This window comes from Halorubellus amylolyticus, from assembly GCF_034808145.1.
In the GTDB taxonomy this organism is placed as follows: domain Archaea; phylum Halobacteriota; class Halobacteria; order Halobacteriales; family Natrialbaceae; genus Halorubellus.
The window spans coordinates 1-20,567 of the sequence record NZ_JAXHGM010000004.1 but is presented as its reverse complement, the minus strand read 5'-3'; the positions used below and the strand labels follow the sequence as shown (position 1 = coordinate 20,567).

The following is a 20,567-nucleotide window of genomic DNA, read 5'->3' as shown; positions in this document are numbered from 1 at the left end:
AGTATCCCCCCGCGAGGATTAAGTCGCGAGAAGCGGCCAGGGGCACTCGCGCCCGACGGTGACGGCGCACGGTCCCTATAGCCAGCCTTCGCGCCGGAAGTACGCGACGAGCACGACCGACACGCCCGCCATCCCGAGGAGGACCGCGGGATAGCCGTACGTCCACGCGAGCTCCGGCATGTTGTACGGCGACTCCGAGAAGTTCATGCCGTACACGCCGACGACGAACGTCAGCGGGAGGATGATGGTCGCGACGACCGTGAGCCGCTTCATGACCTCGTTCGTCGACATCGACAGCGAGTTCAGGTAGATGTCGCGCGCACCGGTGACGAGGTCGCGGTACGTCTCCACGAGCTCGACGAGCTGGACGACGTGGTCCTGGACGTCGCGGTAGTACTTCTCGGTGTCGTCGGCGACGACGTCGACGTCGCCGCGCGCGAACGTCGACAGCGCGTCTCGCGTCGGCCACAGCAAGCGGCGGGTGGCGAGCAACTCGCGGCGGAGGCTGTTGATGCGTTCGAGCGTGTCGATACCGGTCGCTCCGACGACGGCGTCCTCGACGGCCTCGATGTCGCTCTCTATCTCGTCGAGGACGTCGAAGTACTCGTCGACGAGCGCGTCCAGGACACGGTACGCGAGGAAGTCCGCGCCGCGCGAGAGGAGGCGCTTCTCCTCGCGCGTCGCCGCCTCCCAGACGCGGCCGACCGCCGGGAGCGTCCCGGTCGAGAGCGTCACGAGCCAGTCGTCGCCGAGGAACACGCCGACGGGCTGGTCCGATAGCTCCTCCTCGAACGTGGTGTCGCCGCCGCGGAGGCGCGCGCTCTTGACGAGCACGAACACGTGCTCGTCGAACTCCTCGACCTTCGGTCGGACGCCTCGCTGGACGTCCTCCAGTTCCAGCTCGTGGATGCCGAACGCCTCGCAGACGCCGCGCATCTCGTCGGCGGTGCCCTCGGAGACGCGAACCCACGTCGTGCCGGTCGCGTCCTTCGCCTCGCCGACGTCCTCGTGCGGTTCGACGCCGTCGGGCGACAGGACGTGCGTCTGGATCACGACCCGTCACCCGCGGAGACGGCCGCGACCGTGATACCGATCATGAGTCCGGTGAGCGCGAACGCGCGCCCCGGATATGACGCGAGCACGCCGGCGGCGTACCCGAGGACGCTGGCGACGGTGAGTCCGACCCCGGTGGCGAACGTGCGATTCATGCACTCGCCGTCGACTCCCTGCGGGAAAAGCGTTCGCGCGCCCAGCCGGGGCGGGTGGTCGCGCCGTCCGCGTCAGTCGTCGCGGCCGGCGGCGTAGTCCGGGAGGGCGTCGTCCTGCATGACGGCGCCGCGGCCGCCGTCGACGAGGAGGCTCGCACCGGTGACGAAGCCGGCGTCGTCGCTCGCGAGGAAGGCGACGGCCGCGGCGACGTCCGCCGGCGAACCGAGTCGCCCGACGGGGTGGGTCCCTTCGACGTCGCGTCGCCGGTCGTCGGGGAGTTCGGCCGCGGTTCGCTCGACGAGCACCCACCCGGGGTTGACGGTGTTCACGCGGACGTCCGGCCCGAGGTCGAGCGCCATCGCGCGCGTCATCCCGTCGATACCGGCCTTGACGGCGTTGTACGGGAAGTGCTCGGGCATCGTCGACGTCGCGTGGTTCGAGGAGACGTTCACGACCGCGCCCGAGTCCATGTGCGGGAGCGCGTGCTTGACGGCGAGCCAGTACGCGCGGAAGTCCGTCTCGACGACGTACTCCCAGTCCTCCATCGTCGCCTCGGCGGTGCTCGTCTCGGTCTGCACGCCGGCGTTGTTCACGAGGACGTCGATGCCGCCGAAGTGTTCCGCGGTCGCGTCCATCAGCGCCGCTATCGCGTCCGGGTCGCGGACGTCGGCTTCGACGAACGCCGCGTCCCCGACGCCGTCGTCGTCGATGGCGTCGACGGCGTCGACGACCGACTCGCCCTCGTCGGCGTCGAGGCCGTGCACGACGACGTCCGCGCCTTCGCGAGCGAGCCGGTGAGCGATGCCCTCGCCGATACCGCGCGTCGACCCCGTCACGACCGCGGTATCGCCCGCGAACCGCCGGGCGTCCCCGTCGAGCCCCGCGGTCTCGGTCACCATTCCGCCACGCTCCCGTCGTCGTGCCGCCACACGGGGTTTTGCCAGTCGACGCTCCCGGCGCGCGCCTCGACGACGTCGCGGTCGATCTCCACGCCGAGTCCCGGCCCCTCCGGTAGCGGGAGGAAGCCGTCCTCGAACGCGAAGACGCTCGGGTCCGCGAGGTAGTCGAGCACGTCCGCGGACTCGTTGTAGTGGATGTCGAGGCTCTGCTCCTGGATGAGCGCGTTCCCCGCGACGGCGTCGACCTGCACGCACGACGCGAGCGCGAGCGGTCCGAGCGGACAGTGCGGTGCGAGCGCGACGTCGTACGTCTCCGCCATCGCCGCGATCTTCGCGACCTCCGTGATGCCGCCGGCGTGACTCAGGTCCGGTTGGACGACGTCCACGGCCCCGGATTCGAGGACGTCCCGGAAGTCCCCGCGGGTGTAGAGTCGCTCGCCGGTCGCGATGGGCGTCGACGTCTGGGCCTGGATAGCGGGGAGCGCATCGAGGTGCTCGGGGAGCACCGGTTCCTCGACGAAGAACGGGTCGTGCGGTTCGAGCGCGGTCACGAGGCGCTTCGCCATCGGTTTCGAGACGCGGCCGTGGAAGTCGACGGCGACGTCGACGTCCCGTCCGACGGCGTCGCGGACCGTCCGGAGCCGGTCGACCGCGGCGTCGACCGCGCTCGGCGAGTCGACGCGCCGCAGCTCCGCGGTCGCGTTCATCTTCAGCGCGTCGTAGCCCGCGTCGACCTTCTCGCGTGCGGCGTCCGCGACGTCGTTCGGGCGGTCCCCGCCGACCCACTGGTACACCTGGACGCGCTCGCGGACCGGGCCGCCGAGCAGCTCGTACGCCGGCGCGTCGAAGTGCTTCCCCCGGAGGTCCCAGAGCGCCTGGTCGATGCCCGCGATTGCGCTCATCAGGACCGGGCCGCCGCGGTAGAACCCGCCGCGGTACATCGTCTGCCAGTGGTCCTCGACCGGGAGCGGGTCCTCGCCGACGAGGTAGCCGTCCATGAGCTCCTCGACGGCCGCACGGACGGTGTGTGCGCGCCCCTCGACGACGGGTTCGCCCCAGCCGACGAGCCCGGTGGCGGTCTCGATGCGGAGGAACAGCCACCGCGGCGGGACCTCGTACAGGTCGTAGTCGACGATCTTCATACCGCCGCGTTCGCCGACGCCGCACTTGGCACTGCCGACGCCGGCACGGCACTCGCGGTCCGTGACCGATGCCCCCGCGACCCGCCGGGCATCGGGTCGTCAGCTTGAAGCGCCAGAGCGCGCGAGTGTCGTCCGTGACCGACCCCGACGCTGACGCGGACGCCGACGCTGACGCGGACGCCGACGCGGACCTCGACGGTGCGGAGGACGCGGACGCAGATGCTGGCTTGAACGCGGAGTCCGGGCGAGCGCTCGCGGTCCGCGACCGGGTCCGCGACGAGCACGGGGACTTCGTTGACGCGGTCGCGGCCGCGGGTCGCGTCACCGCCGAATCCTGGGCCGACTCGCACGCCCCGTCGCGGCGCGCGCTCGTCGACCGCTTCGAGCGCGTGCTCCGGGAGACCGGGACGCTCGACGCCGCGCCCGCCGCGCTCTCGACCGCGGTCGACGCCGCCGGGGGGAGCCTCCAGGCCGACCCCGTGCCGTCGCCGCCGTACGTCGCCGTCACCGCCGAAGGCGTCGTCCTGCGCGCGACCACGGACGTCGGGCGCGTCGTCGTCACCGTCGCACCGTTCGCGGTCGACCGCGACCCCGTCCGGTACGTCCACCGCGGCCTCGACGCCGACGCCCCCGAACTGGTCGCGGTCAGCGTCCACGACTGACAGCCCTCCAGCAGCGCGCACGCCACTCGCGTCGGTGTGGCGAGACCCGGCAGCAACCGCGGCGACGCCCACGTTTATGCGCCGACGCGTGCTCCCGGGTCTCATGCACGAGCGCGCCGCCGACTTCACGAAACGAGCTCGCGAGGAGCACGGTCTCGACCTGGAGACGACGGAGTTCCCGGAGGGCACGAAGACCGCCGCGGACGCCGCCGACGCCATCGGGTGCGACGTCGCGCAGATCGCGAGCAGTATCGTCCTCGTCGCCGGCGACGACCCGGTCGTCGTCGTTACGAGCGGCGCGAACCGCGTTTCGATGGCGAAACTCGCCGCCGAGTGCGGCGTCGACGAGGGCGACGTGAGGATGGCCGACGCCGACGAGGTCCGCGAGGCGACCGGGTACGCCATCGGCGGCGTCCCGCCGTTCTGTCACCACGGCGACCGCGGGCCGGTGCCGACGTACCTCGACGACACCCTCACCGACTACGAGGTCGTCTGGGCCGCCGCCGGCACCCCGGAAGCGGTCTTCCCGGTGCCCCCGGAGACCATCGAGGCGACCGCCGGCGCGACCGCCCTCGACGTCGCGGAGTGAGGGCGGGCCGAAGCCGCGGAGCCGGGCTGATCGTCGCCGCGAGATTCTCACGCGATGGCACCGACGCCCACCTTTATCCCGCCGCCGGCCGTCGGTTCGACTGATGGGACGCTTATCAGCTGTGTTCGCGCCGGACCGCGTTGCCGTGGTCGGGGCGACGGACCGCGAGGGGTCCGTGGGTCGCGCCATCCTCGAGAACCTCGATTCGGGGTTCGTCGGGGACGTCATCGCGGTGAACCCGAACCGCGAGGCGGTGCTCGGGCACGAGTGCTACGACGCGCTCACCGACGCGCCCGCGACGGACCTCGCCGTGGTCGTCGTGCCACCGCAGGTGGCGGTGCCGGTGGTGCGCGACGCGGGCGAGGCCGGCGTCGAGGCGGCGGTCGTCATCACGGCCGGGTTCGGCGAAGCCGGCGGCGAGGGCGCGACGAGGGAGCGCGAGCTCGCCGACGTCGCGGCCGAGTACGACCTGGACCTCGTCGGCCCGAACTGTCTCGGCGTGATGAACACCGGCGTCGACATGAACGCGACGTTCGGCCCCGAGATGGCTCAGGCCGGGAACATCTCGTTCATGAGTCAGTCCGGGGCGTTCATCACGGCCGTCCTGGACTGGGCGAACGACGAGGGCATCGGGTTCCGCGACGTCGTGTCGCTGGGGAACAAGGCGGTCCTGGACGAGACCGACTTCGTCGACCACTGGGGCGAGGACGCGGACACGGACGTCGTCATCGGGTACCTCGAATCGATCAAGCGCGGTCGCGAGTTCGTCGACACCGCTCGCGAGGTCACCGAGGACACACCCGTGGTGCTCGTGAAGTCCGGGCGGACGGACGCCGGCGCGCACGCCGCGTCCAGTCACACGGGCGCTATCGCCGGGAGCGAGGCGGCGTACGAGGCCGGACTGGAGCAGGCGGGCGTGCTCCGCGCCGATTCCGTCGAGGAGCTGTTCGACTGGTCGCGCGTCCTCGCGGACCAGCCGCTGCCGGACACCGACGGCGTCGCCGTCGTCACGAACGCGGGCGGTCCGGGCGTGATGGCGACCGACGCCATCGGCGACGCGGACCTCGACCTCGCGTCGTTCACCGACGACACGCACGCGACGCTCAAGGCGTCGCTCCCGGACAACGCGAACGTCTACAACCCGGTCGACGTCATCGGTGACGCGGACGTCGAACGGTTCGCGACCGCGCTCGACGCGGTCCTCGGCGACCCGAACGTCGGGAGCGCCGTCGTCGTGTCCGCGCCCACCGCAGTCCTCGAGTTCGAGGACCTCGCCGCGGAGATCGTCGCCGCACAGGAACGCCACGACCTCCCGGTCGTCGCGTGCCTCATGGGCGGTGAACGCTCCGAGGCGCCCGCGGCGACGATGAGCGAGCGCGGCATCCCGAACTACTTCGACCCGGCGCGCGCCGTGTCGGGACTGGACGCGCTCAGCGACTACCGCGAGATCCGCGACCGCGAGTACGACGAGCCGGCGTCGTTCGACGTCGACCGCGAGCGCGTTCGCGAGATCCTCGACGAGGCCGCGGACCGCGGCGAGAACCGCATCGGCGTCGAGGGGATGGAGATACTGGACGCGTACGGTATCGACACGCCCACGGGCGAGGTCGCGACGTCGCCGCACGAGGCGCTGGACGTCGCCCGGGGCATCGACGGCCCGGTCGCGATGAAGATCGTGAGCCCGGACATCCTCCACAAGTCCGACATCGGCGGCGTGAAGGTCGGCGTGGCGTTCAACGACGTCTACGACGCCTACGAGGACCTCGTCACGCGAGCGCGGAACTACCAGCCGGACGCGGACGTCCTCGGCGTGCAGGTCCAGGAGCTCCTTGACCTCGACGACGCCGTCGAGACCATCGTCGGCGTGAACCGCGACCCGCAGTTCGGCCCGCTCGTCCTGTTCGGTCTCGGCGGAATCTTCGTCGAGGTCATGGAGGACACGAGCCTGCGCGTCGCGCCCGTCGGCGAGAGCGAGGCCCGGGAGATGACCGAGGAGATACAGTCCGCGCCGCTCCTGCGGGGCGCGCGCGGCCGCGAGCCCGTTGACGTCGACGCGGTCGTCGACACCGTGCAGCGGCTCAGCCAGCTCGCGACGGACTTCCCCGCGATACTCGAACTGGACGTCAACCCGCTCGTCGTGAAGCCCGACGGTGCGACCGCCGTCGACCTGCGACTCACCACCGACCTGGAGGAACTATGACCGACTCGTTACTCGTCACCGGCACGGAGGATAGCATCGGGAAGACCGGCATCGCGCTCGCGCTTGCGAGGCTCGCTCGCGACGACGGCGCGACGGTCGGCTACATGAAACCGAAGGGGACGCGCCTGGAGTCGAACGTCGGGAAGACCCTCGACGCGGACCCCATGCTCGCACGGGAGCTCCTCGACCTCGACGAGGAGATGCACGAACTGGAGCCCGTCGTGTACTCGCCGACGTTCGTCCAGCAGGCGATCCGCGGCCGCGAGAACGGCGACGACGTCGCCGACCGCGTCGCGGAGGCGTACGCGGACATCGCCGACGACAGGGACCTCGTCGTCCTCGAGGGCGGCGGCGGGCCCGCGACCGGGAGCGTCATCTCGCTCACGGACCGCGACGTCGCCGACCTCGTGGACGCCCGCGTGCTCGTCGTCGCGAGCTACGAGGAGCCGTGGGACGTCGACTCGGCGCTCGCGTACGCCGAGAGCTTCGGCGACCGGCTCGCCGGCGTCGTGTTCAACGGCGTCCCCGACCAGGCGTACGACGAACTGGAGACGGACGTCCTGCCGTTCCTCGAAGGCCGCGGCGTCCCCGTGCACGGCGCCGTGCCGCGCGTCCAGGACCTCGCGGGCGTCACCGTCGGCGACCTCGCGGACGAACTCGGGGCGACGACGCTCACGGACGTGCCGACGGACGCGTACGTCGAGCGGTTCTCCGTCGGCGCGATGAGCGGCGACGAGGCACTCCGCCAGTTCCGCCGGACGAAGGACGCCGCGGTCATCACGGGCGGTGACCGCAGCGAGATCCATACCGCTGCACTCGAGGCACCCGGCGTCAAGTGCCTCATCCTCACCGGCGGCCATCGCCCGCCGGGCGCGGTCCTCGGGAAGGCGACGGAGAAGGGCGTCCCCGTCCTCTCCGTGCAGTCGGACACGCTCACGACCGTCGAGCGCGCCGACGCCGTCGTCCGCTCCGGTCGGGCGCGCGACGAACGCACCGTCGACCGCGTACAGGAGCTCGTCACGGGGCACGTCGACGTGGACGCCATCCTCTCGTAAACCCCGGACGCTCGTCGACTGATGGCTGACGGCGGCCGCGGACGCCGTCTCTCAACCAGCTGAGGAATTGTCCACGCCCAAAGAGTTTTCCACGGGCACGTCTACGTTCCGCCAGTGACAGCGACGACTGGCGGGGGCGGGTGCTAGTGGCGGAGTTCCCGGACGCCTACTGGCTGCTCGTCCAGTTACTCGCCCTCCTGAACGTCGTCGTGCAGGCGGTCGCCATCGTTCTCTCGGTCGTCGCCGTCAGGGGATTCCGGGGTGCACCGATAAATCGCGTCCTGAAACCCATCCCGGTCGCGTTGACCTGCATGCTCGTCGTGAACATGCCGTGGGCGTCGTTCTACCTGTTCGAGATACCGTACGCCAGCGTCGTGTACGCGGTCGTGTTCAGCGTCGGCGTGCTCGCGGCGGTCGTCGCGGCGTTCCAGGCGACGATGCTGCTCACCGAACGGAGGGACCTCTGATGGGGGTCGTCGACACCCTCCTCGCGAACCCCTACCAGGTCCTCGCGGCGGTCCAGATCGCGGCGTTGCTCGCCGCGAGCGCGCTCCTGGCGTATCCGACGGTCGCGTACGCGCAGAACGTCGCGTACACGGAGGGACTCGTCGGGCTCGCGACGGGGTTCTTCCTCCTGACCATCTCGAACACGGTCGGCGTCCTCATCGACGCCGACCTGCTCGCGCCCGCTGTCGACCACACCGCTGGCATCACGAGCATCATCAATCTCGGGGCGTCGGTCGCGGCGACCATCGGTATCTACTACTTCGCGCGTCAGTTCATCCAGACTGACTCGACGGGGTTCGAGACGACCGACCCGGAGGGGTCGGGGGGGTTCGACGATGCCGACGACTAGCGGCCCGTCGCGACGCGAGTCCGACGACGACCTCGACGTGCCGTCGGGAACGCAAGCGCTCGTGTTGACGCCATCGCTCCGGTCGCCGCTCTCGGCCGTGCCGCCCGCGGCGTTCGAGAACACGCTCGTCGTCTCCAACACGCGGCCGCCGCGGAAGGTCGAACAGCTCGTCCGGGACCGCGGCGGCGACCCGAACGCGGTCGGGCTCGTCCCCGTCTCGGGGTCGCCCGTCGACTACGACGGGCCGCTGTGGACGACGAGCGTCGTCCACCCGAACGACCTCTCGGGCATCTACGAGCGCTTCGACCGCGGCATGAACCACGTCAAGCCGGGCGAGGGCTGGGTCGTGTTCGACAACGTGAACGTCCTCCTGATGTACGCCGAGCGGTCCGGTGTCGAGAACCTCCTGGAGAGCGTCGCGTCGAACGTCCGCAGACGGAACGCCGCGGGTGCGTACGCCCTCGTCCGCGACGCGGTCACCGACGAGACGTACGCCGATATCGCGAGCGTGTTCGACGTGGAACGAGACTTCTCGGACGACGGCCACTGACGGGGCGTCGTCGACCGGACGGACGTGCTTCTCGCGACGGAGAGGGCCACGAGAGCCGTCGCCGTGGGTCGTGACGTGGTGGCGTCGCTGTTCGACGGTCGTCGCGGGGCCACCGCCGCGTGCTCTGACGGTGCGCCTCGGATACTTGGACCCCCGACTTGCGTCGGCCGTTCGTCAGCTGTCGCGGACGGTGACCACCGAAACGGCAGACCGGGGCAGAAGACTCCAAGTGGTTAATTAATCTGTGTTTGTTCTTGCGCGAACCTTCAGTACATTTCAACAAACCGCCGCAAACCGGAAAATATTATAGTACGAAGTTCGGTAGTTGGACCCATGGTAGACAGGTCCAGGCGAGACGTGCTGAAGTTCAGCGGAGCACTACTCGGGGGCATCGCGGTGGGGTCGACTGTCACGGCGGCCGAATCCAGCGATCGCTTCCTGCTCGAGGCGAAGAAACGGAGCGTCAGCGACGTCGAAGCGGACGGCCTCGACGTCGTCTTCGACCTCTCGGAGACCGGGTACTTCCTCGTGGAGGGCGCCGAGAAGGACCTCCAGCGGACCAAGGGCAAGTACGCGCCGGACATCGAGCTGTCGTTCGACGGCGGCGTCAAGCGCGTCGACGCCGACGTCGACGCGCCATCCGCGACCGACGAACCCCTCTACGGCTACCAGTGGGACAAGCAAGCACAGCGCATCCCGGAAGCGCACGAGACGACGCGCGGCGAGGGCGCTCGGGTCGCCATCATCGACAGCGGCGTCGACGCCGCCCACCCCGACCTCGGGCACGCCGTCGACGAGGAGCTATCGCGGAACTTCACGGGCGACGGCCAGGGCGCCGCCAACGCCGCGGGCGGCTACCACGGCTCGCACGTCGGCGGCATCGTCGCCGCGAACGACCAGAACGAGAAGGGCGTCGTCGGGACCGCACCCGGCGCCGACCTCGTCGACTGTCGGGTGTTCACCGAGAGCGGCGGCGGGTCGTTCGGCATCGTCCTCGCGGCCGTCGCCTACAGCGCGCAGATCGACGCGGACGTCGCGAACCTCTCGCTGGGCGCGTACCCGGTCCCGCGCCAGGAACTCGGGTCGTTCTACGGGAAGGCCCTGAACAGCGTGATGACGCACGCGAACAGCCAGGGGACCCTGCTGACGATCTCCACGGGGAACGACGCCGCCGACCTCCAGCACGACAAGAACTTCATCAGCATCCCCAACGAGGGCGCGCAGGCGGTCGGCGTGTCCGCGACCGGCCCGGTCGGGTTCGGATGGGGTGGAGACGGACTGGAAGCACCGTTCGACTCGCCCGCGAACTACACGAACTACGGGACGAACGCGGTCACGCTGTCCGCACCCGGCGGCGACTACGACCCCGCCTTCCCAACGGGCTGGTACTACGACATGGTGCTGAACACCATCTCCGAACCCGAGTTCGACGAGAACGGCGACTACATGGGTTCCGCACCTGATTACTCGTGGATCGCGGGGACGTCGATGGCCGCGCCGCAGGTCGCCGGCGCCGCCGCCCTCGTCAAGTCCGCGGCGCCCGAGATGAGCGCGAACCAGGTCGAGAGCCTCCTCAAGCGCACCGCCACCGACGGTACCGGCGGGAAGGAGTACCACGGCAGCGGCTTCGTGGACCCGGTTGGCGCGCTCAAGGAACTGTAACGCGACGCCGTCCACCGCCTCGTTCGTCCGACATCCGTTCTCCTCGCGCGGTCACAGCGTCCACTCACAGCGCTCGCTCGACCGTTCCGCGTCGACGCCGCGGTCGCCCGTCGCTCCGCCGCCGCCAAGAGGAGTGACGAGAGACGCGTCGCTCGCGACGTGAACCAGTCGAAAAGCGGGATATCCCGCGCGACGCCAGGCTCGGGCAAAGCCCCGCGTCGAAGTGCCGGCTTGTCAGAGGCACCCGGCACTCGAACGATACGAGCGGGGGTGCTTAACCCTACGGGCTCCCTCACACATCGCCGACCGGTACACGTACTTGAACGTGATGGCCATTTAAGTTATGTCGAGCGCGGGGCGAGTGCAACCAGCGGTCGAGGGATGGATTCATGCACCGGCGGCGCGCACGGTCGAGCGTGTTCCCGGCAATCGAGTACCTGTCGTGGATCGACGGCCGCCCGGACGAGGTCGCGTACGACCTGGCGTCCAGCGACCTGCGCCCGGCGACCCAGGCCGACGGCCCGATACCCGACCGGCTCACCGACCGTGCGGACCCACCGGGCGACCCGCGACTGGACGCGCTCGTCGCCGACCAGTACGGCGTCTCGCCCGACGAGGTCCTCGTCACCGCGGGCGCGACGAACGCGAACGCGCTCGCGTTCGCCGTCGCCGCACAGCGCCTCGCCCGCGACCCCGAACGCACGACCGCCACGAGCGACATCGGCCCGGACGACGACGCCTCGACGTCGCGCATCCTCGTCGAGAAACCCGGCTACGAGCCCCTGACCGCGACCCCGAAAGGGTTCGGTGCGCGCGTCGACCGGTTCATGCGGCCGCAGGGCGTCCTCGACCCCGCGCGGGTCGACGGCGCACTCACCGACGCCACCGACCTCGTCGCCGTCACCGACCGCCACAATCCGACCGGGCGACGGGCCGACCGCGACGCGCTCGCAGCCACGGCCGACCTCGTCGCAGACGCGGACGCTCGACTGCTCGTCGACGAGGTGTACGCACCGTTCACCACCTCACCGACCGACGACCCGTTCGGCGCTCCCTCGATGGCCGGGACGGACGGCGTCGTCGCGACCGGGTCACTCACCAAGTTCCTCGGGTTCGGCGGCCTCCGCATCGGCTGGCTCGTCGCCGACCCCCAGTTCGTCGCCGCCGCCGAACGCGTCCGTCACCACCTCCCGAGCGTCGCCAGCCCGTCCGTCGCACTCGCCCGCCGCACCTTCCACCACCTCGACGACCTCGCCGCCGACAGGCGCCGACGCATCCAGCGCAACCACGACCTGCTCGCCGACTTCGCCGCCGACCACCACGACCTCGCCGGCCACGTCCACGACGGCGCCACCTACGCCCTCCTCGAACACGATGCCGTCGACGGCGACACCCTCACCGACCGCGCGCTCGACGCCGACGTCCTCGTCGTCCCCGGCCGCTTCTTCGACCGCCCGGACGCGGTCCGCGTCAGCCTCGGCCGACCCACCCAGCAGGGCAGCGCCGCACTCGACGCGCTCGCCGACGTCCTCGACGACCTCCCGTAACCACCTTCGCGCAGACCAGGCGATGCGACGTGGGCTCGCAACCCCCGACGACCAACTTATAAGACCCGCCATCCCGACGGACGACGTATGGACGGCACCCCACAGGAGATCACGTCGGTCGTCGGACGGGAGGTGTACTCGAACAACGGCGTCTACGTCGGCGAGATCGAGGACGTCAGGCTCGATATCGAACGCGAGACCGTCACCGGAATCGCACTCTCGACGCTCAACTCGGACATCTTCGGGAACGCGATGCAGGAGTCGCGCGGCATCATCATCCCCTACCGCTGGGTTCGCGCGGTCGGCGACATCGTCCTCGTGAACGACATCGTCGAACGGTACCGCGGCGCCGGCGAGGAAGAGGAAGCCGCCGCCTGACCGGTCCACGCCTCACTTCTCGCAGTCCCTGCATCGCGACGCACGGCTCCCCGTAACCCGGAACGCGGCGACGAACGAACCCGTCGGTCGACTAGGAGCCGTTACCGGATTCACCGCTCTCGACGCCCATCGCCTCGAAGAGCTTGCGCTTCACCGCCTCCTCCGTGAGCTGGAGGAGCGTATCCCGGTTGTCGTCGTTCGTCTCGATGCCCGTGAAGATACCGAGGGGGATCTCGGCGCTCGCCTGCGTCGAGTGCCCGGCGGCCTCGCCGATGTCGCCGTACGCGTCGCTCAGCATCTTCCCGATGTTCATCCGGATGTCCTTCGAGCGCGCGGCGAGATAGATGCGGTCCTCGCCGATACCGAACACCGCCGTGGTCGTGATGCCTTCGAGGTTCAGGAGGTGCTGGGCGGCCTGCGCCAGCGCGTCGCGGTCACGGACGAACCCCGCGTTCGACACGAGATGACTCCCCTGGACCTCGCGACTCTGGATGGCCTCCGCGAGCACGTCGAGCGTCTCCGGACTCATGCTCGGCGACTCGACCTGCTCGAGGAGGTCGTGGTTCGCGAACGGATAGAGGTACGCGGCCGCCGTCAGGTCCGCGGGCGTCGTATCCCGCTTGAAGTCGAGGGTCTCCTCTCGAATCCCGTACAGCAGGGCGGTCGCGACCGCCTCGTCGACGTTCATGTCGAACTCCTGGATGTACTTCGTGAGGATGGTCGACGTGGAACTCATCGCCGGCCGGATGTCGACGAACGTCGCGTCGTACTCCTCCTCGGGCTCGTAGTGGTCGATGAGGACGTCCACGTCCAGGTCGACGGTCTCGCCGGACTTCGCGTGGTCGACGAGCGCGATGGTGTCGTACTCGTCGTGGTCCTCGACGTCCGTCCAGTTCAGGAGCTCTATCCCGAGGAGGTTCACGAACGCGCGGTTCTCCTGATGACCGATATCGCCGAGATAACAGATGTCGGCGTCGACGCCGACCGTCTCCGCGATCGCCTGGAGCGCGGCAGCGCTCGCGATGGCGTCCGGGTCGGGGCTGTCGTGGGTCAGGATGGCGACGCGTTCCTTGGTCGCCGACAGCACCTCGCCGAGCTTCGACGCCTTGAACTCGAGTTCGCCGGATTCGAGGCTCCGCATCGCGGCGTCCGCGATGACCGAAGAGGGATTGATGACGACGTCCGCGCCGAGCGCCGTCAACTCGTCGCCGCTCACGGGGTCGCTCGCGCGCACGACCACGAACTGCTCCTGGTCGCGTTCGCGGATGTGTTCGACCGCGCGCTTGTTCGCCTCCACGTCCGAGGACATGATGAGGACGACGTCCTGGTCGCTCACCTCCTCGACGACGTGCTCGTCGCTGATGTCCGCGACCTGCGCGTTCAGGTCCTGATCGCGGAGCGCTTCGACACGTCCCTCGTCCTTGTCGACGATGAGGACGTCCTTCCCCTGCTCGACGAGCTCCTCGGCGACCGCGTGGCCGACGCTCCCACACCCCAGGATAGCGTACTTCGACATCGAGGAGATCGTGACCCCGGTACTCATATATGGCTCAACTAACTCTCACGTCACTTAACGCTCCCGAACGCTCGCGCACCACCGGACGACCCCCCAGACCGCCGGGCGGCGAGCGTGCGACCACACCACGAACCCTCCCCGAATGAAAACCCTTTTTAACACGACCCCGTAACGAACGAGTGCACTCAGGGCCGGTAGCTCAGTTAGGCAGAGCGTCTGACTCTTAATCAGACGGTCAGGGGTTCAATTCCCTTCCGGCCCGCTTCTCTCGCGGTCATTTCTGATTGTCCAGACAGCGTCGGGTTCCTTTTAAACTCATTGCTCCTGAGCGATGTGAGTTCGACCCGTCGTGGGTTGCGGGTGTCCGCCGTCCTGCGACGAGTTGAGTGTGGAATCTCCAGTAATAAAAAAGCCGGCCGGCAGATACTGCGAATTTACGTCGACTTGCTCGCGCGCGCACCACCCTCCAAAGCAACGTCCGTAATCTGATAGATGTCTGTCGGCGAGCACGCGACTTGCAGCGGCGTGCCATCGTACCTCGCCGCGCGCGGATTCGACCTCTGGTGTACGAGTGCGACAGCCTCTCTCGTCTCGTCACTGTAACCAGCCAACGCGTTCTCTATCAGGCCGTCTTCATCCTCGATGACGAGGTGGTCTGCCCTACACCTCTCGACGCCGTACTCGGCCACCAGCTCGCGAAGTCGCCCCCGCAGACTCGACTGTAGGTCGTCGACAGCGGGATAGAGGAGGTACTCGTCGACCCCCGAAACGCGTGCGGTGCTGTCGAGGATTGACTTCGGTAAGAGATCGACAATCTCGGGCGCGCTCATTTCCTCGCGCGGAGCCGTATCGTCACCGTCCATCTCCATTCGGTCTCGCCGGACGCGTTTTGGTACCGCCTCGCGTCCGAACGCGATGACATCCGTGGGCCATTCCAAGGCGCCACGAAGGATTTCGGGAACGCGTCCCCGGTAGACCGCCATCCGGTCACTATCCTCGATGACTGCGAGGCGCGACTCAGATCGAACGTGTCCGTTTCGAATCTCTTCGACCTTGCGGACGCGGTATCGATCGAGTTCCCCAAGGTATTCGTCGCGCTCTTGGTAGAACCTTTCCTCTGTCCCCGACGGACTCAGCGGCCGATAGATCGGTTCGGTGCGGACGGGTTCGGCTAGCTTGCGAACCTGTGCCGGTTTCTCTTGCCTCCATCGAGCGAGGATTGTCTCATGCGCTGTTACGAGCGTCTTGGCTGCCAGATTTGTCATCCACCCCGCCCTGAGGTCGTCGATTGTTTAACTGCACTGTCTCGGCGGGTAATTTGGAATGGCAATAGTCGTGGCAATTTTCAATTTACACCACCCCCGGGCTATTGAGGTTTCAACGGGGGCACTGGACTCTCAAAATGCTTCAGTCGGCGAGGTCGACCGGCCGAAGCAGTTGGAGGACTTTGAAATGGTAGTCCGGGAAACTTCGTGCTCACAGTACAGCCTCTAGCAGGCCTGAATTCCGGCGTCTAAACAAGCCAGAAGTACTCTGGTTCTCACTATGGTTGTCCATTCAGTCCAGTCACACGTCGAGGCAGTTCAAGTTATAAGGGTGTTGTCCAAAGGGTGAGTCCTCTCCCTCACAGCCGTCTTGTCGAGCTCTTCAGATGAAGAAACAGCCAAAAAGTCGACTCAGAGGCCATCTTATGTTCCTCTGGCTTGAGCAGGCCTCCGGGTCTGCCTTCTTAAGTATTCTATCGTAGCATAGTGTGCGATGTCAACTGAAAGGGCTGTGTTGAATCGCCATACTGCAGTGGAATTCACTGTTTCACAGCCCGCTTGATGTTATAGACGACACACATCAGCGCGATTTCTCGGAACTCCCGGAACCAGGAACGCGCTCGCACGGCGAAGCCGAGCGAGCGCTTGACAGTCGAGTTCACGGTCTCGGACATAGAGCGCTGATTGTAGCGGTGTTCGTCGATTCTGGCGTTGTGTGCGTGATCATAGGGTGCGAAGATACGATGTTTGATGAGCGGGCGAATCCCGAGGTCACGAAGGGATTCGCGGAGCGATTTCTTGTCGTATCCCTTGTCGGCAGCAAGAGACCGCAGATCGCCCGCATTTCGGCGGGCGATCTGCTCGGCGAGATCCGCATCACTCCCTTCACGGTTCGTTGAGCAGTGAACGTCAAGGATGGCTTGAGAGTCTGTATCGACGAGTTTCGTGACCTTGAGCTTCTGCACGCGGTAACTCGTCCGCTGGCAGTAGTGGCGGCTCGCAGCTGAGCGTTCGTAGAATGTAGCGTCGATTGCACCGTGTTTCGAGGGGTCGTGCAGCTGCGCCGACTGGCGCAGCAGCACTCGGCAGACGCTCATACTGATCCGGTCGAACGCTTTACACAACGTGGATGGAGAGGGGAGATCGGCCGTGTCGAGGCCGATCTCCCCGGTTATTTGTGGCATCTCCTTCAGCAGATCAATCGTCATTCGGTAGGACGTATCGAGGTAAATCCGCAGACAATGGAGGGAAACGAGGGCATAGTCGGCGAATCCGCCGCCACCTTGCGGGGCGGCGGATTCGTCTCCATCACCGGTAACAACTTGGGCTATCGGCACAATCTCACCAGTGAAGCGGGAGATTTGTGTCATGGACAACCGAATCTCTCCGCTTCAACTCCTTTGATTTAGCGACCCATCCCGGCGCCGCCTAGTGATTCAACACAGCCACTGAAAGCGACTCCGTCGACGCTGACCGACTGAATAGTATCGAACGCCGCCTCGAAGAGATGGTCGAAAGAAAGTGGACGCCGCTGGTTGAGGAGCACGACTACGAGCAGATGGAAGTGAAGCGACAGGAAGACGGCGTCCTCGTCGGTTCCCTCGACAAATATGGCGTCAAACTTCTGAGGGACGATGTCATTCGACAGTTCAACAGCGGCTACTATGACATCGACATCTGGTTTACTGACCGAGGGCGGGGTGTTATGGTGCGTCCGATCAGTAAGTTGGAGTTCTTTTCCGTGCCTGACGGGATGGACGTTCACAAGGCAGCTGCCATCAAGGGTATCTCGGATGCTAACGTCGACGTTCCGCAAGTTGTCGGTTCTAGCCGTGCGGCATGGCTGAAACATTTTGAGACCGAAGCAGAAGCCGAGGAAGCGGCCGAGGTGCTGAAGACTCCCATCGAAACTGCGTATAAGGGAATGTGGGGAGATGGAGTTGACGAACTCGAAGTCCGAGAGTTTGAGGAGACCCGTGAGTGGTTGACTCCGGACTCGTGGTATGCGATTATCGTCCACTACAAGTGATGGGGTCTTGCGAAACTTAGAGCGGTAGCGTCAGGCAATAGTTCTCGACTTCGGGAGCAAGGGAGATGATCTGTTCTCAACGCCGGAGTTCTTCGCGACGCGTTTGGATTCTGTCTTCGAGCTGTTCGAGACGCTCTCGTTGTCCCCGGATTGCGATGTCCATATCGGAGCCAGCGTCGGTCTTCTGCCAGAAATTAACTGATTCCTCTATAACTCTTATAGAAAACCCGTCTTCCGGGTAGAGCATGAAGTCGTCCTCGTCGAGGTCGTCGTGGTACAGTAGCCCAGCGTGTCCACGACCGCTTCCGCCCGCGTCTCGGGTTCGACCTCGGCCATACTCGCCGCTGGGTACTCCAGCGATATAACACACAGCACCCCACGAGCAATGCCTCTACGGGCTTATATTAGGTGTTGTCTACAGATCACGCTGATTCCGATATATTAGACCCCATCACGTTGAAACGTTTGAAAGCTACCGCGAACGCCTTTAGGCGTCGGACGCGTCAAGCGGTCTGCGAACGACCTCGACATCCATCTTCAGTTCTCCCATCGAATGGAGCCATTCGACGAACTTGCAGACGCTCCGCATCTGTTCTGTCGCGTACTCGCCGTACCGATCCCGGCACTCTCGCTGATAGGCCCTGACGTGATTCGACTGGATGTCGCCGGCCTCGTGGACGTCGTGGTCGGCCAACCAGTTCAGCCAGTCTTCGAGATTGCGTCGGTGATTGAAGACCACATCCTCGATGGCGACTTCTCGATGTTCGTCGAGGAACTCACGGAGGTGGCGGTGAACCGGACGCCGTTCTCGGGCCTTCTCGACATCTCTGATGCGGTAGACGACATCATCACCATCTTCAAAGACGACCCGGGAACGGCCCTCAAGGTCGTTAAACTCGGTGACGATGCTCTTGGGGTCGCCGAGGTATTGCATCTGCTCCGGGATGTCTGTGTGACAGTCGTCGAGTCGCAGACGACGGCCGCCCGTCTCTCGGATGACCTGTGTGACGGTTCCGGTGACGTAGGAACCCGTCTCTGTTCTGACGGTGACGCGGGCGGCCACGTTGAGGTCTGCGAGCCGCCGAGCCACCTCCTCGTCGGGCTGGTCGTCACGCATTCTTACCACCTTCCTCACTAGCGTCTTGTCTCTTCTTCGCGTCGTTATTGCCGTTGACCACCTCGAACTCCTCCATATCGATGATCTCCGCATCCTCGGGATTCTTTTGCACCGTGTCGAGGCCCTCGGGGTACAGTTCGAGGGCCACCCTGCGCTCACTGTTGCGGACGTAAATTGTGATCCGTCCGATTGCGTCCAGATCCTCGTGACGCTTCCCCAGTCCGGAGTCCCACTCCACGTGGCGCAGGTACTCTTCGTCACCCTTCTCGAACGGCCCATCGACGACGAGGCCCCGGTACGTCTGGCCTTCATCGTCGCGGGCGACGAACCAATCTCCGTACCCGATTGCGGGGGCGTCACTCATCGCTAATCACCTTAATCGACTCGACTTCCTCTGCTTCGCGAAAATCGCCGCTCATCGTGTCAAGACGGATGCTGTCCACGGCTTCGTGCCACCGCAGATTTGCAACGTCCCACGGAGCCTCATCTCCCTTGACCTCAACGGTGACGCTGAGAGTCCGGTTTTCCATATTTTCCTCCTTGATTTCGCCGCCCAAGAAGGCGACCGTCAAATCGTAGCTCTCGGTCTTGACTCCGATTTGGTCGCCGTATTCCGCCTCCTGAAGGGCCTCGACGATTTCTTCCTCTCCCGTTTTCGTCGCCGTTGATGCGTCCACCCACTTCCCGAGAGATTGGTTGTCGTGGCAGTAGTATTCGAGCCAGTCCTCACCGTCCTCCTCGGTCTCCAGAACCAGTTTGGCGAACCACTTCGGCGCGAAATGTTCAACGCTGTCCCTGCTGAGTTCCGGCCCCAGCGCACAGTCGCAGTGCGCGTAAAACCCTGCATTCCGAGCGGCGTACTCCTCTTGCGGTCGGTAGTGGACAGCGACGAATTCGCCACAATCGGGACATCGAAGCGGTTCGCCCTCGGAGTCTGTGTACGTCTCTGCGCCTTCGTCGTCGGCTTCCGCGCTGTTCTCCGCGTCGTCGGTGTGCAGAGTATCACTCATCTGCACTTGACATGGAAAGGAGGGGTCTCCAATAAACAGTCACGTCAGAACCCACTCAGCAGCCTTCTATATATACTAAATGTTATAATTGGGGAATTCTTCCAGGAGCAATATCAGCCTCCGTTTGTACGGGACGCGTGCCTACTCCAGAGGCTCAAAGTTGAACCGTCCACGGACAGCGTTCACCACTTCGATGTCCACCTCGCCCGCATACTGCTCGGCGAGGAGCTGGGTAAGGTGGTACACGTCGCCCTCCTCTTTGTGATTGCCCGATTCCAGCGACTCCAAGTACTCCAGCGCGTCGGACGCTGAGAAGAAGGCCATCTGGTCATCGCCAGGATTCCGAATGATCAACTCGTCCTTCACCTGTTCGATGTACTCGTCCCGCTTATAGTCGTCATCCTTGTCAATTTCACCGAGGACGGATTCGGCGGCCCTCGTAACACTGTCCCGGCGCACAACCGTGTGGTACCGCCGATCTTCATCGCGGTTCCATTCGTGGTGATAGCGAAGGACACCGAGAATCACCTCCCGTTTCACGTCTCGGTATTGCGGCAGCCTTCCGTCAGTCACGTCTTCGGGGTCAATCTCAAGAGTCCCAGCGTACGAGGGGAGAGCCTTGGCGGCCTCGTAACCGAGTGGTTGGTCATCGCTGCCGTCGTAGTCGTCTAGGGAGGTGGCTGGCTCGCCGTTGCTGGCGAATAGTTCTGCGATGGTGTCGTCCTCTCGGATGTACTCAACCGTCAGACCTTCGAGAGTCGCCTCGGAGTCGTCGCCTTTGCCAGCCTCTCTACTCTCAATAGTGGGGCGTGTTTAGACGCTAGTAAGAGCGGCTAAATGTCTAACTTACTAGGAAGTGAAGCGGGAAGACGGGTTTGTGT

The 20,567-nt window shown here is 66.0% G+C and carries 23 protein-coding genes and 1 tRNA gene; 12 read left to right on the top strand and 12 right to left on the bottom strand.

Features of this window, described 5'->3' with window-relative positions; translation table 11 throughout:
- Positions 1-75: 75 nt before the first annotated feature.
- The 4 genes from corA to dgoD form a co-directional block, all read right to left on the bottom strand.
- A complete protein-coding gene (gene corA, locus SM754_RS11265; RefSeq protein WP_323676334.1) occupies positions 76-1,053 on the bottom strand; it encodes a magnesium/cobalt transporter CorA in 978 nt (325 codons plus the stop codon).
- On the bottom strand, positions 1,050-1,208 hold the full coding sequence (locus tag SM754_RS11260; RefSeq protein WP_323676333.1) for a hypothetical protein: 159 nt from the start codon (positions 1,206-1,208) through the stop codon (positions 1,050-1,052). Before SM754_RS11260 ends, corA begins: the two co-directional genes overlap by 4 nt.
- Before the next feature lie 72 nt (positions 1,209-1,280).
- Positions 1,281-2,105: an SDR family NAD(P)-dependent oxidoreductase gene (locus tag SM754_RS11255; protein ID WP_501993778.1), complete on the bottom strand. Its 825-nt coding sequence runs from the start codon at positions 2,103-2,105 to the stop codon at positions 1,281-1,283.
- Complete coding sequence (gene dgoD, locus SM754_RS11250) at positions 2,102-3,250, bottom strand: galactonate dehydratase (RefSeq protein ID WP_323676331.1); 1,149 nt, start codon at positions 3,248-3,250, stop codon at positions 2,102-2,104. Before dgoD ends, SM754_RS11255 begins: the two co-directional genes overlap by 4 nt.
- A 134-nt stretch (positions 3,251-3,384) precedes the next feature.
- Between dgoD and SM754_RS11245 the strand changes: the two genes are divergently transcribed.
- From SM754_RS11245 to SM754_RS11200, 10 genes are all read left to right on the top strand, one after another.
- Positions 3,385-3,912 (top strand): DUF7988 family protein, encoded by a 528-nt coding sequence (locus tag SM754_RS11245; protein WP_323676330.1) that lies wholly within the window; start codon positions 3,385-3,387, stop codon positions 3,910-3,912.
- 103 nt (positions 3,913-4,015) lie between these two features.
- Positions 4,016-4,501: a YbaK/EbsC family protein gene (locus SM754_RS11240; protein ID WP_323676329.1), complete on the top strand. Its 486-nt coding sequence runs from the start codon at positions 4,016-4,018 to the stop codon at positions 4,499-4,501.
- Positions 4,502-4,604: 103 nt separating this feature from the next.
- The gene (locus tag SM754_RS11235) at positions 4,605-6,701 is read left to right on the top strand and encodes an acetate--CoA ligase family protein (RefSeq protein WP_323676328.1); all 2,097 of its coding nucleotides are present in this window, start codon (positions 4,605-4,607) and stop codon (positions 6,699-6,701) included.
- Positions 6,698-7,756 (top strand): phosphotransacetylase family protein, encoded by a 1,059-nt coding sequence (locus tag SM754_RS11230; protein WP_323676327.1) that lies wholly within the window; start codon positions 6,698-6,700, stop codon positions 7,754-7,756. Before SM754_RS11235 ends, SM754_RS11230 begins: the two co-directional genes overlap by 4 nt.
- A 146-nt stretch (positions 7,757-7,902) precedes the next feature.
- Positions 7,903-8,223, top strand: coding sequence for a hypothetical protein (locus SM754_RS11225; protein ID WP_323676326.1), 321 nt, complete (start codon positions 7,903-7,905; stop codon positions 8,221-8,223).
- On the top strand, positions 8,223-8,612 hold the full coding sequence (locus SM754_RS11220) for a hypothetical protein (RefSeq protein WP_323676325.1): 390 nt from the start codon (positions 8,223-8,225) through the stop codon (positions 8,610-8,612). The genes SM754_RS11225 and SM754_RS11220 overlap by 1 nt, the downstream gene beginning before the upstream one ends.
- Complete coding sequence (locus tag SM754_RS11215; RefSeq protein WP_323676324.1) at positions 8,599-9,162, top strand: DUF7504 family protein; 564 nt, start codon at positions 8,599-8,601, stop codon at positions 9,160-9,162. The genes SM754_RS11220 and SM754_RS11215 overlap by 14 nt, the downstream gene beginning before the upstream one ends.
- 333 nt (positions 9,163-9,495) lie before the next feature.
- On the top strand, positions 9,496-10,824 hold the full coding sequence (locus tag SM754_RS11210) for a S8 family serine peptidase (protein ID WP_323676323.1): 1,329 nt from the start codon (positions 9,496-9,498) through the stop codon (positions 10,822-10,824).
- Between the two features lie 416 nt (positions 10,825-11,240).
- Positions 11,241-12,371, top strand: a complete 1,131-nt coding sequence (locus SM754_RS11205) for a pyridoxal phosphate-dependent aminotransferase (protein WP_323676322.1) — start codon at positions 11,241-11,243, stop codon at positions 12,369-12,371.
- 87 nt (positions 12,372-12,458) lie between these two features.
- A complete protein-coding gene (locus SM754_RS11200) occupies positions 12,459-12,749 on the top strand; it encodes a PRC-barrel domain-containing protein (protein ID WP_323676321.1) in 291 nt (96 codons plus the stop codon).
- Positions 12,750-12,840: 91 nt separating this feature from the next.
- Here SM754_RS11200 and SM754_RS11195 read toward each other — a convergent pair whose 3' ends face one another.
- Positions 12,841-14,292, bottom strand: coding sequence for a DHH family phosphoesterase (locus SM754_RS11195; RefSeq protein WP_323676320.1), 1,452 nt, complete (start codon positions 14,290-14,292; stop codon positions 12,841-12,843).
- 161 nt (positions 14,293-14,453) lie between these two features.
- Between SM754_RS11195 and SM754_RS11190 the strand changes: the two genes are divergently transcribed.
- Positions 14,454-14,527 (top strand) — tRNA-Lys (locus tag SM754_RS11190).
- A gap of 172 nt (positions 14,528-14,699) precedes the next feature.
- On the opposite strand, the gene SM754_RS11185 is transcribed toward SM754_RS11190, so the two are convergent.
- Together SM754_RS11185 and SM754_RS11180 are read right to left on the bottom strand one after the other, a co-directional pair.
- Positions 14,700-15,530 (bottom strand): hypothetical protein, encoded by an 831-nt coding sequence (locus tag SM754_RS11185; RefSeq protein ID WP_323676319.1) that lies wholly within the window; start codon positions 15,528-15,530, stop codon positions 14,700-14,702.
- Between the two features lie 539 nt (positions 15,531-16,069).
- Positions 16,070-16,900 carry an IS5 family transposase gene (locus tag SM754_RS11180; RefSeq protein WP_323676318.1) on the bottom strand — a complete coding sequence of 277 codons (831 nt, stop codon included), beginning with the start codon at positions 16,898-16,900 and terminating at the stop codon, positions 16,070-16,072.
- Positions 16,901-17,037: 137 nt separating this feature from the next.
- On the opposite strand from SM754_RS11180, the gene SM754_RS11175 reads away from it, so the two are divergent.
- Positions 17,038-17,559 (top strand): hypothetical protein, encoded by a 522-nt coding sequence (locus tag SM754_RS11175; RefSeq protein WP_323676317.1) that lies wholly within the window; start codon positions 17,038-17,040, stop codon positions 17,557-17,559.
- 76 nt (positions 17,560-17,635) lie between these two features.
- On the opposite strand, the gene SM754_RS11170 is transcribed toward SM754_RS11175, so the two are convergent.
- From SM754_RS11170 to SM754_RS11150, 5 genes are all read right to left on the bottom strand, one after another.
- Positions 17,636-17,806, bottom strand: a complete 171-nt coding sequence (locus SM754_RS11170; protein ID WP_323676316.1) for a hypothetical protein — start codon at positions 17,804-17,806, stop codon at positions 17,636-17,638.
- Between the two features lie 240 nt (positions 17,807-18,046).
- Positions 18,047-18,676: a site-specific integrase gene (locus SM754_RS11165; protein WP_323676315.1), complete on the bottom strand. Its 630-nt coding sequence runs from the start codon at positions 18,674-18,676 to the stop codon at positions 18,047-18,049.
- Positions 18,669-19,040, bottom strand: a complete 372-nt coding sequence (locus SM754_RS11160) for a hypothetical protein (RefSeq protein ID WP_323676314.1) — start codon at positions 19,038-19,040, stop codon at positions 18,669-18,671. Before SM754_RS11160 ends, SM754_RS11165 begins: the two co-directional genes overlap by 8 nt.
- Positions 19,033-19,692, bottom strand: coding sequence for a hypothetical protein (locus SM754_RS11155; RefSeq protein ID WP_323676313.1), 660 nt, complete (start codon positions 19,690-19,692; stop codon positions 19,033-19,035). The genes SM754_RS11160 and SM754_RS11155 overlap by 8 nt, the downstream gene beginning before the upstream one ends.
- Positions 19,693-19,827: 135 nt before the next feature.
- A complete protein-coding gene (locus SM754_RS11150) occupies positions 19,828-20,226 on the bottom strand; it encodes a hypothetical protein (RefSeq protein ID WP_323676312.1) in 399 nt (132 codons plus the stop codon).
- Between the last annotated feature and the right edge of the window lie 341 nt (positions 20,227-20,567).